This is a genomic window from Mammaliicoccus fleurettii, assembly GCF_003970575.1.
In the GTDB taxonomy this organism is placed as follows: domain Bacteria; phylum Bacillota; class Bacilli; order Staphylococcales; family Staphylococcaceae; genus Mammaliicoccus; species Mammaliicoccus fleurettii.
In genome coordinates this window covers 24857-36230 of the sequence record NZ_RXWZ01000077.1, presented here as the reverse complement: position 1 = coordinate 36230, position 11374 = coordinate 24857, and the positions used below count along the sequence as shown (strand labels likewise).

General features: G+C 32.9%; 13 protein-coding genes. 10 read left to right on the top strand and 3 right to left on the bottom strand.

What is annotated here, in order from left to right; translation table 11 throughout:
- The first annotated feature begins 18 nt into the window (after nt 1–18).
- Nucleotides 19–681 (top strand): potassium channel family protein, encoded by a 663-nt coding sequence (locus tag CD129_RS06670; RefSeq protein WP_078356787.1) that lies wholly within the window; start codon nt 19–21, stop codon nt 679–681.
- A 58-nt stretch (nt 682–739) separates the two neighbouring features.
- Here CD129_RS06670 and rnjA read toward each other — a convergent pair whose 3' ends face one another.
- Nucleotides 740–2413 (bottom strand): ribonuclease J1, encoded by a 1674-nt coding sequence (gene rnjA, locus CD129_RS06665; protein ID WP_078356788.1) that lies wholly within the window; start codon nt 2411–2413, stop codon nt 740–742.
- Nucleotides 2414–2626 carry a DNA-dependent RNA polymerase subunit epsilon gene (locus tag CD129_RS06660; protein ID WP_078356789.1) on the bottom strand — a complete coding sequence of 71 codons (213 nt, stop codon included), beginning with the start codon at nt 2624–2626 and terminating at the stop codon, nt 2414–2416. It lies immediately after the preceding gene.
- A 233-nt stretch (nt 2627–2859) separates the two neighbouring features.
- On the opposite strand from CD129_RS06660, the gene CD129_RS06655 reads away from it, so the two are divergent.
- Nucleotides 2860–3639, top strand: a complete 780-nt coding sequence (locus tag CD129_RS06655; RefSeq protein ID WP_115337602.1) for a Cof-type HAD-IIB family hydrolase — start codon at nt 2860–2862, stop codon at nt 3637–3639.
- A 12-nt stretch (nt 3640–3651) separates the two neighbouring features.
- On the top strand, nt 3652–3924 hold the full coding sequence (locus CD129_RS06650) for a hypothetical protein (protein ID WP_078356791.1): 273 nt from the start codon (nt 3652–3654) through the stop codon (nt 3922–3924).
- A gap of 150 nt (nt 3925–4074) precedes the next feature.
- On the opposite strand, the gene def is transcribed toward CD129_RS06650, so the two are convergent.
- Nucleotides 4075–4629, bottom strand: coding sequence for a peptide deformylase (gene def, locus CD129_RS06645; protein ID WP_078356792.1), 555 nt, complete (start codon nt 4627–4629; stop codon nt 4075–4077).
- Between the two features lie 119 nt (nt 4630–4748).
- Between def and CD129_RS06640 the strand changes: the two genes are divergently transcribed.
- The 7 genes from CD129_RS06640 to CD129_RS06610 all read left to right on the top strand — a co-directional run bounded on the left by CD129_RS06640 (nt 4749) and on the right by CD129_RS06610 (nt 11372).
- Nucleotides 4749–5381 (top strand): YkyA family protein, encoded by a 633-nt coding sequence (locus CD129_RS06640; protein ID WP_107509336.1) that lies wholly within the window; start codon nt 4749–4751, stop codon nt 5379–5381.
- A gap of 163 nt (nt 5382–5544) precedes the next feature.
- A complete protein-coding gene (gene pdhA, locus CD129_RS06635) occupies nt 5545–6657 on the top strand; it encodes a pyruvate dehydrogenase (acetyl-transferring) E1 component subunit alpha (RefSeq protein WP_078356794.1) in 1113 nt (370 codons plus the stop codon).
- A 3-nt stretch (nt 6658–6660) separates the two neighbouring features.
- Nucleotides 6661–7638, top strand: a complete 978-nt coding sequence (locus tag CD129_RS06630) for an alpha-ketoacid dehydrogenase subunit beta (RefSeq protein WP_078356795.1) — start codon at nt 6661–6663, stop codon at nt 7636–7638.
- Nucleotides 7639–7680: 42 nt separating this feature from the next.
- A complete protein-coding gene (locus CD129_RS06625; protein ID WP_107509335.1) occupies nt 7681–8967 on the top strand; it encodes a dihydrolipoamide acetyltransferase family protein in 1287 nt (428 codons plus the stop codon).
- 2 nt (nt 8968–8969) lie between these two features.
- The gene (gene lpdA / locus CD129_RS06620; protein ID WP_078356797.1) at nt 8970–10376 is read left to right on the top strand and encodes a dihydrolipoyl dehydrogenase; all 1407 of its coding nucleotides are present in this window, start codon (nt 8970–8972) and stop codon (nt 10374–10376) included.
- A 65-nt stretch (nt 10377–10441) separates the two neighbouring features.
- Nucleotides 10442–10714 (top strand): UPF0223 family protein, encoded by a 273-nt coding sequence (locus CD129_RS06615; RefSeq protein ID WP_078356798.1) that lies wholly within the window; start codon nt 10442–10444, stop codon nt 10712–10714.
- 115 nt (nt 10715–10829) lie between these two features.
- Nucleotides 10830–11372, top strand: a complete 543-nt coding sequence (locus CD129_RS06610) for a helix-turn-helix domain-containing protein (protein ID WP_078356799.1) — start codon at nt 10830–10832, stop codon at nt 11370–11372.
- The last annotated feature ends 2 nt before the right edge of the window (nt 11373–11374 follow it).

Genomic DNA, 11374 nt, shown 5'->3' with positions numbered 1-11374 from the left:
AAAGTATGGAGGCATATCATGAGTAAGGAATATGTAGTTATAGGCTTAGGTCGATTTGGTGGAAGTATTGTTAGAGAACTAAATGCCTTAGATATGGATGTTATGGCCATTGATGCTGATGAAGCGAGAGTAAATGAATATAGCGATATCGCCACACATGCGGTTATTGCGGACACTACAGATGAAGCAGTGATGAAGAGTTTAGGGATAAGAAACTTTGATCATGTCATTGTAGCAATTGGTGAAAATATTCAAGCAAGTACACTGACTACTTTAATTCTTAAAGAATTAGGTGTTAAGAAAGTTACTGCTAAAGCTCAAAATGATTACCATGCTAAAATTTTAAATAAAATTGGTGCAGATACAGTTGTTCATCCAGAAAGAGATATGGGTCGACGCATTGCACATAATGTAGCAAGTGCATCTGTTTTAGACTACTTAGAACTATCAGATGAATATTCTATTGTTGAAATAAAAGCAGGTGAAAGACTTGCTGGAAATTCGATATTAGAATTAGATGTTCGTGCGAACTTTGGCATCAATATTATTGCTGTAAAAAGAGGGAAAGATATTATCGTTGCGCCAGATCCAAATGAAAATATAGAATATCATGATATATTAATTGTGATAGGTCACGATAATGATTTAAATAGATTTGAGAAAAAACTTGTAAATGAATAAGATATAGTAAAAAAGCACCGACAATGTCAATTGACATCGTCGGTGCTTTTAAATATTATTATTTTATTTTCATGATTATTGGTAAAATCATTGGTTTACGAGCTGTTTTTTCATATAAATATGGTTGTAATGCTTCAGTAATCGTAGCTTTAACATGATGCCATTCTACTTTTTCGTTATTATTTAACTTTTCAATTACTGATTTTTTGATTAATCGTTGTGCGTCGTAAATTAAATGTCCTGATTCTCTCATATAAACAAAGCCTCTTGAGATGATATCTGGACCTGAAAGTAATTGTTTTGTTTTGAAATCAATACTTACTACAACAATGACAAGACCTTCTTCTGATAGAACTTTACGGTCTTTAATAACGACATTGCCGATATCTCCGATACCGTTACCATCAACAAATACATTGCCTGAAGGTATACGTCCAGCATATCTAGCTGAATCCTTAGTAAGTGCTAGTACATCTCCAATTTCATAAACAAAGATATTGTCAGGATCTACACCACAGTTAATACCTGTTTCGCTATGTTTTTTAAGCATTCTATATTCACCATGTATTGGCATGAAATATTTTGGCTTAATTAAACGTAGCATTAATTTTTGTTCATCTTGTGAACCGTGCCCTGATGTATGAATGTTAGATAATTTACCATGAATAACATCAGCACCAGCTTTATACAATGAATTGATAGTTCTATTAACACTCTTAGTGTTACCTGGAATAGGTGAAGAACTAAATACAACAGTGTCATCTGGAATAATACTTATTTGTCTATGTGTACCGTTGGCAATTCTAGAAAGTGCTGCCATAGGTTCACCTTGTGATCCAGTACATAAAATAAGAATTTCATGTTTAGGAACTGAATTGATTTTATTAGGTTCAATAAATGTTTCTGGTGGTACTTTAATGTAGCCTAATTCAGTACCAATCTTAATGTTGTTTTCCATTGAACGACCGAAGACAACAATTTTACGATTGTACTTCACAGCTGCTTCAACGGCTTGTTGCACTCTGTAAATATTAGATGCAAATGTTGCGAAGATAATTCTACCTGAACATTTACGGAATATTTCATCTACATTTTGTCCAACTTCTTTTTCACTTAAAGTAAAGTTAGGCACCTCTGAGTTAGTAGAGTCTGATAATAAACAAAGAACGCCTTCTTCTCCAAGTTGAGCCATTTTGGCAATATTCGCAGGCTTACCTACAGGCGTGAAATCAAATTTGAAATCTCCTGTATGGACGATTTTTCCTTCTGGTGTATCTGCAATAATACCGTAAGCTTCAGGGATACTATGCGTTGTTAAATAGAATGAAATTTTGAAGTGCTTAAATTCATAAACAGAATCTTCGTCAATTTCATTTAATTGAGCTGTTTTAAGTAGGTGATGCTCTTCCAGTTTATTTCTAATAAGTCCTAATGCTAATGGACCACTATAAATCGGAACATTCATTTGTTTTAATAAAAATGGAACACCACCAATATGATCTTCGTGTCCATGAGTGATAAATAAAGCTTTCACTTTATGTTTATTTTGAATTAAGTACGTATAATCTGGTATCACGTAATCGATACCAAGAAGATCATCGTCTGGGAATTTTATACCCGCGTCTATAACGATAATTTCATCTTGATATTCGAGGGCGTACGTGTTTTTACCAATTTCACCGAGACCACCCAGTGCGTATACGCCTACTTCATTTTTTTGTAGAGGTTTCATTTAGATAGTCTCCACGTTAAAATGATCTGATTGTTTTTCATAATCTAAATGAGCGCCCTCTAATTTTTGGACAAATTCGATATTGTAATTACGGTCTGTTAAATATCTTCTAACTTGTTCTTCAGTTTGTCCTTCAAAATACTTTGTTTGTGTACTTTCACGTACAATTACTTCACTTTTATCTTCTTGAAAAAATACTTTAAATACTGCCATATATAAATCCTCCTAGGTTAATTAACATAAATAAAGCCCTAGTTTTAAGTCTAGGGTTAGTCAATTTTGAAATTTGATTCCCGTTCAATTTGAAAAGTAGCTATATAAATAAATATAGATACCCTTTTAATAAGTTCATTTTACATGATAATTAGAGATAAATAAAGATATTTAACTAAATCTTTCATATATATTGATTATGGACTAATATAGATATAAGGAGGCGATCAAAGTTGAATAAGAAATTAATATTTTTCGACATAGACGGAACAATCTATGATGAAGATAAAAATATACCGAAATCTACAATCACTGCCATAAAACAATTAAAAGAAAAAGGGCATATAGTTGCAATTGCAACTGGAAGAGCGCCTTACATGTTTAAAGAAGTCATTAAAGAAACAGGAATAGAAACTTTTGTTTCACTAAATGGACAAATTGTTGTTTATAATGGAGAAATTATAGGGAAACACCCGTTAGATAAAGAGGAATTAACTAATATAGTAGAAAAAGCACATACAAATAATCATCCACTAGTATTTTTTGGTGAAACAGCAGTATATGCAAATGTTGAAAGTGATAATCACATATCAGAAAGCTTAGGATCACTAAAAATGGATTATCCTGAATATCACAATACATATTATCTCGAACATCCAGTTTACCAAGCACTTATTTTCCATACTGAGGATGAAGATGATAAATATGATGATAAATTTAATTCATTGAAATTTTATAGATGGCATACATTAAGTAGAGATGTTGTACCGAATAATCGATCGAAAGCAGAAGGAATAAAAGAACTAAGTGAAAAATTAGGTTTTCCACTCAGTGAAGTAGTTGCTTTTGGAGATGGTCCAAATGATATTGAAATGATTTCAGAAGTAGGTCAAGGCGTCGCAATGGGAAATGCAGTTGATGCATTAAAAACAGTTTGTGATTATGAAACTAAATCAGTTGATGAAGATGGAATATACTATGCATGTAAAGAATTAGGTTTGATAGACGAATAGGATGTGAGATGAATGGATAAAGTCGAACGTATTATCAAAACAGTCGAAAATGAAAAGGGCAGAACTGACAAACAATTCAAAGGTATTGAATTTAATATACGTAGAAATGAAGTTGTTATGATTTATAATTATGATGAAGTGGTTAATAACGTACAACAAGACCCTCACTATATTCGACATAATAAAGACCCAGAATGGTTAAGTTTAGACGAGCTAGCTGTAATTCAAAAAGCTTTAAAAGAAAAAGATATTCATTTTATAGAACGCAGAGACGAATTTATGTAGATAGTGTTTTGATTAAATGAAGATACAACAACTAAATTAATAGCTGAATCGCACGATATCTCGAAAGTCTTCGTGCGATTTGACTAAATTAAACTGCAAAAAGATGCTGAGACAATTTAATTGTCTCAGCATCTTTAATTTTGTAACTATTTAGTTGATTTCAACTGCATCTTCTAAAGGCATAAATGGATCTTCTTGATTTATGTGATCGTAGAACATCACACCATTTAAATGGTCAATTTCATGCTGCAATACGATTGCTGGATATCCTTTAAATCTTTTTTTAAATGGATTTCCTTCTATATCAAATGCTTGAATTGTTATTTTAAAGTTGCGGTGTACTAGACCAGGTTTAGATTCATCTACACTTAAACAACCTTCTCCACCATTTAAATATGCTTTTTGTACACTATGGCTAACAATTTTAGGGTTGATAAGTTGTAGTTCAATTGAATTACCTTTGCCATCATCTTGGATATACACAGCTAACATTTTTTTTGAAACGTTTATTTGTGGCGCAGCTAAGCCAACTCCTGAACGTAATCCATATTTTTTAGCTAAGTCTTCATTTTGTGAATTTTTTAGGAACTCTAACATTTCATTTAAAGTTTCTTTATCTTCACTTGAAATAGGCAATTCTACTTCATCGGCTTTTTTTCTAAGTGTTTCGTGGCCGTCACGAATAATATTTTCCATCGTAATCATTTACATACACCTTCCTCATATAAAATATATCAAAATCTACTCAGTTTTACATCTATTATTGATTGTATAAATAAAAAAAACAGAGTAACATGTTTATAGATATGTAAGGAGGCAATATAATGATTGGCAAGAAATTTTTAACATTAACACTGGCTAGTACAGTGATTTTAACAGCATGTGGTCAATCTAAAGAATCACTTGAATCTTTTTATAATAAGGTAGAAAAAGCAAACCAAGAAGAAAAAGTTATTGTGGATTTGAATGAAAAAATGACTAAAGCTGAAAAAGAAAAAGTGAAGAAAATTGAAGAACTAAATAATGCAAAAGATGAAAAGTTTAAATCAAAAGCAAAAGAATTAACTGAAGGTATAAAAAATAGAGAAGAAATTATAGACAATGAAAAATCAGCTATGGATAAATCAAAAAAGATTTACGAGACTTCTAAAGATGACTACAAAAATATAGAAGATGAGGAGCAATTGAAAGCAGCTAATGATTTGAAGAAAGCTTTGGACGACAAATATAAAGCACATGATAAAGTAATCAAAGGCTATAAAGACGTGTTGGATACTGAGCATCAATTATTTAGCTATTTAACAGAAGATAATGCTACTCAAGAAGGAACTAATAAACGTTCAAAAAAATTAGAAGAAGTTAATAAAAAGACTGAAAAAATAGTAACTGAATATCAAAATGATCTAAAAAAAGTACAACAAGAAAAGAAAGATGTTTCAAATATTTTAAATGAATAATTTGTATTAGTACAGACTTAATTATGTTGTAATACAGTTTATAAAAAGCCTTTTGTACAAGGCTTTTTATAATGTTAGTATTTTTTATTTAACAGTAAAACAGATTTATGTTAAACTGAATTAGAAATGAATATCTAATATAGGGAAAGGTATGGTGAATTGAATGGCTCCGAGAAAAAAAGCCCAATTCGATGCAGTATCGACTTTAAATGAAATAGAGTCTAATTTTGAAATGATTCAAGTGTTAGATGAAGAAGGAAATGTCGTAAATAATGATTTATTACCAGACTTGTCTGACGAAGAACTTGTTGAATTAATGGAAAGAATGGTTTGGACACGTGTTCTAGATCAACGTTCTATTTCATTAAATAGACAAGGTCGTTTAGGTTTCTATGCACCAACAGCTGGTCAAGAAGCTTCACAATTAGCTTCACATTATGCGTTAGAAAAAGAAGATTATGTACTTCCAGGTTATCGTGATGTTCCACAATTAATTTGGCATGGTTTACCACTAACTAAAGCGTTCTTATTCTCACGTGGACACTTTATTGGTAACCAATTCCCAGAAGGTGTAAATGCATTAAGTCCACAAATTATTATTGGTGCACAGTTTATCCAAACTGCTGGTGTAGCACTTGGTATTAAAAAACGTGGTAAGAAAAATGTTGCAATTACTTACACTGGTGACGGTGGTTCTTCACAAGGTGATTTCTATGAAGGTATTAACTTTGCATCTGCTTATAAAGCACCTGCAATCTTCGTAATTCAAAATAACAACTATGCGATTTCAACACCTCGTGACAAACAAACTGCAGCTAAAACATTAGCTCAAAAATCAGTAGCAGTTGGTATTCCAGGTGTATTAGTTGACGGTATGGATGCATTAGCTGTATATGCTGTAACTAAACAAGCTCGTGATCGTGCTGTTAATGGTGATGGCCCATCTCTAATTGAAACATTAACTTACCGTTATGGTCCTCATACAATGGCTGGTGACGACCCAACTCGTTATAGAACTTCAGATGAAGATTCAGATTGGGAAAAGAAAGACCCATTAGTTCGTTTCAGAAAATATCTTGAAGCTAAAAACTTATGGTCTGAAGAAAAAGAAAACGAAGTTATGGAAAAAGCAAAAGAAGAAATTAAAACAGCAATTAAAGAGGCAGACAATACTCCTAAACAAAAAGTTACAGACTTAATGGAAAATATGTATGAAGAAATGCCTCATAACTTAGCTGAACAATATGAAATTTACAAAGAGAAGGAGTCGAAATAAGTCATGGCACAAATGACAATGATTCAAGCGATTAACAATGCGCTTCAAAACGAATTAAAAAGAGACGAAGATGTTTTATTATTCGGTGAAGACGTTGGTGTAAACGGCGGTGTATTCCGTGCAACAGAAGGTTTACAAAAAGAATTCGGTGAAGATCGTGTATTTGATACACCTCTAGCTGAATCAGGTATTGGTGGTCTAGCTTTAGGTTTAACGCTTGAAGGTTACCGTCCTGTCATGGAAATCCAATTCTTTGGTTTCGTATTTGAAGTTATGGACTCAATTGCAGGTCAAATAGCTCGTCATCGTTTCCGTTCAGGTAACTCAAAAACAGCACCAGTAACAATCCGTGCTCCATTCGGTGGTGGTGTACATACACCTGAATTACATGCTGATAACTTAGAAGGCTTAATGGCACAATCTCCAGGTTTGAAAGTTGTTATTCCTTCAAACCCATATGATGCTAAAGGACTTTTAATTTCTGCAATCCGCAGTAATGATCCAGTTGTATATTTAGAACACATGAAGTTATACCGTTCATTCCGTGAAGAAGTACCTGAAGAAGAGTACGAAGTAGAAATCGGTAAAGCTAAAGTTAAACGTGAAGGTACTGACTTAACTATCATCACTTATGGTGCTATGGTTCAAGAATCATTAAAAGCAGCAGAAGACTTAGAAAAAGACGGATACTCAGTTGAAGTAATTGACTTAATCACTGTTCAACCTTTAGATGTTGAAACAATTGTTAAATCAGTTGAAAAAACAAACCGTGTTATTGTTGTACAAGAAGCTCAAAAACAAGCTGGCGTTGGTGCAAGTGTTGTAGCAGAAATATCTGAAAGAGCAGTTCTTTCATTAGAAGCTCCTATTGCACGTGTAGCTGCTGCTGACACTATTTATCCATTCACACAAGCTGAAAGTGTTTGGTTACCAAACAAAAAAGATATCGTAGCGCAAGCTAAAGAAACATTAGAATTTTAATGCGCAGTAAAATACGGATTTAATATTTAGGAGGAAAAAATCGTGTCATTCGAATTTAAATTACCAGATATCGGTGAAGGTATCCACGAAGGTGAAATTGTAAAATGGTTTGTTAAAGCAGGAGACGAAATTCAAGAAGACGATGTATTATGTGAAGTACAAAATGATAAATCAGTCGTTGAAATTCCATCACCTGTTGCAGGTAAAGTAGAAGAAGTTATGGTTGAAGAAGGTACTGTATCTGTTGTTGGTGATACAATTGTTAAAATTGATGCACCAGACGCAGAAGGTTTACAATTTAAAGGTCATGATGAAGATGAAGAAGAAACAAAAGATGAAGCTCCAGCAGAAGAAGCGAAAGAAGAAGCAACTACTGAAACACAATCAGAAGACGTTGATAATTCTAAACGCGTAATTGCTATGCCTTCAGTTCGTAAATTCGCTCGTGATAACGATGTAAACATTAAAGCTGTTTCAGGTTCAGGTAAAAACGGTCGTATTTTAAAAGATGATGTTGAAGCATACTTAAATGGTGGTTCTAAATCAGAACAACCAGCTGCAGAGGCAACTCAAGCATCTAGCGAAGATACACAAGCTGTACAAACTCCACAAGTTCCAGAAGGAGAATATCCTGAAACTCGTGAGAAAATCCCTGCTATGCGTAAAGCAATTGCTAAAGCAATGGTTAATTCTAAACACACTGCGCCTCACGTAACATTAATGGATGAAATTGATGTTCAAGAACTATGGGATCACCGTAAAAAATTCAAAGAAGTTGCTGCTGAGCAAGGTACTAAATTAACATTCTTACCATACGTTGTTAAAGCATTAGTATCAGCACTTAAGAAATATCCAGCATTAAATACTGAATTTGATGAAGAAAATGGTGAAATTGTTCATAAACATTACTATAATGTAGGTATAGCTGCAGATACTGATCGTGGTTTATTAGTACCAGTAGTTAAAAATGCTGATCATAAATCAATGTTCGAGATTTCTGATGAAATCAACGAATTAGCTGTTAAAGCACGTGATGGTAAATTACAAGCTAACGAAATGAAAGGCGCAACTTGTACGATTAGTAATATTGGTTCAGCAGGTGGACAATGGTTCACTCCAGTAATCAACCATCCTGAAGTTGCAATTTTAGGAATTGGTCGTATTGCTCAAAAACCTATCGTTAAAGATGGAGAAATTATAGCAGCACCTGTATTATCATTATCATTAAGTTTCGACCATAGACAAATTGATGGTGCTACTGGACAAAATGCAATGAATCATATTAAGAGATTATTAAATAATCCAGAATTATTATTAATGGAGGGGTAAAAATGGTAGTTGGAGATTTTCCTATTGAAACAGATACTATAGTAATTGGAGCAGGTCCTGGTGGTTATGTTGCAGCAATTCGTGCAGCACAATTAGGACAAAAAGTAACAATCGTCGAAAAAGGCGAATTAGGTGGCGTTTGTTTAAACGTTGGTTGTATTCCATCTAAAGCTTTATTATCAGCATCACACCGTTTCCACAATGCACAACATTCAGAAGATATGGGTGTTGTTGCTGAGAAAGTTGCATTAAATTTTGAAAAAGTTCAAGAATTCAAAAATGGCGTAGTTAAAAAATTAACAGGCGGCGTTGCTGGATTAATGAAAGGAAACAAAATTGAAGTAGCTAAAGGTGAAGCATATTTTGTAGATGAAAATAACTTAAAAGTTATGACTGACAAAGCATCTCAAACTTATACATTTAAACATGCAATTATTGCTACAGGTTCACGTCCAATTGAAATTCCTAATTTCAAATTTGGTAAACGTGTAATTGATTCAACTGGTGCATTAGCACTTCAAGAAGTACCAAAAAAATTAGTAGTAGTTGGTGGCGGATATATTGGTTCTGAACTAGGTACTGCTTATGCTAACTTTGGTTCTGAAGTAACAATCCTTGAAGGTGCAAAAGATATCTTAGGTGGATTTGAGAAACAAATGACTCAAATTGTTAAAAAAGGTCTTAAAGCAAAAGGCGTTGAAATCGTAACTGAAGCAATGGCTAAATCTGCTGAAGAAACTGATAATGGCGTAAAAGTTACTTATGAAGCTGGCGGAGAAACAAAAGAAATCGAAGCTGACTATGTATTAGTTACTGTAGGACGTCGTCCAAATACTGATGAATTAGGTCTAGAAGAATTAGGATTGAAATTATCAGAGCGTGGATTAGTTGAAGTTGATGAACAAAGCCGTTCTTCAATTGAAAATATCTATGCAATTGGTGATATCGTTGCTGGACCTCCACTTGCACATAAAGCAAGTTATGAAGCTAAAGTAGCTGCTGAAGCTATCTCTGGTGAAAAATCTGCTGTTGATTACTTAGCAATCCCTGCAGTTTGTTTCACAGAACCAGAATTAGCAACAGTTGGTCATACAGAAGCTAGCGCTAAAGAAGAAGGTTTAGAAGTGAAAGCTGCTAAATTCCCATTTGCTGCAAATGGTCGTGCTTTAGCTTTAAATGAAACTGCTGGTTTCGTTAAACTTGTAACATTAAAAGAAAATGGATTATTAGTTGGTGCACAAGTAGCTGGTACTGGTGCTTCAGATATAATTGCTGAATTAGGTTTAGCAATTGAGTCAGGAATGACTGCTGAAGACGTATCATTAACTATTCATGCTCACCCAACATTAGGTGAAATTTCTATGGAAGCTGCTGAAGTTGCTCTAGGAACACCTATCCATACAATGTAATCATTGACAATACTAAAGAATCACTGTTCATTCAGTGATTCTTTTTTTGTAAAGGAGAAAAGTAAATGGAATATAGTTATCCAATAGACGTTGATTGGACACAAGAAGAAATGATTCAAGTGATTGAGTTCTACAATCATATTGAAGATGCGTATGAAAGCAGTACAAATAAAGAACAATTTAACCAAGCATATAAAAACTTTAAAAAAATTGTGCCTGGTAAATCAGATGAAAATAATTTTTATAAAGAATTTAAAGAAGTAAGTGGTTATGATGGATATAAAGCAGTAAAAGCATTAAAAGAAAATAATGGACAATCTACGATTTCAGTTAAATAAAAATATTAGAATCCCCCAAAAAAGTGTTGAATAATAAAATAATTTCTGTTATTTTATTAAAGGTACTAAACTTAATGTTTAGTAAAAGTAAACAACACACTTTTTTGGGGGATTTATGAATATTGGAGAAAAACTTAAAAATTTAAGATATCAGAAAAATTTAACTCAAGAAGAATTAGGAGAACGTACAGACTTATCAAAAGGATATATTTCACAGTTGGAAAGGAATTTATCTTCTCCTTCTATGGAAACATTTTTAAATATATTAGATGTATTAGGTATTGAGCCGAGCGAATTTTTTAACGAAAAATTATATCAAGCCCGCATCCATTATCCTAAACAAGAACAAACTGTTTATGATGAGTATGATCTAGGGTACAAAATTAAATGGTTAGTACCAGATTCAAATGAATTTGAAATGGAACCAGTCATTATAACTTTAAAAAGTGGTTCAAAATATAAAACATTTAGTCCATCATCTTCAGAGACATTTGCATATGTAAAAAAAGGATATATAACATTAAAAATTGGAAAGCAAAATTACACTGCAAAAACCGGAGAATGTTTTTATTTTAAAGCTCATGAAGAACATCAGTTTTTAAATGAATCATCGAAAGATGCAGAAGTATTAATCGTTGCTACAGAATCGTATTTATAGGA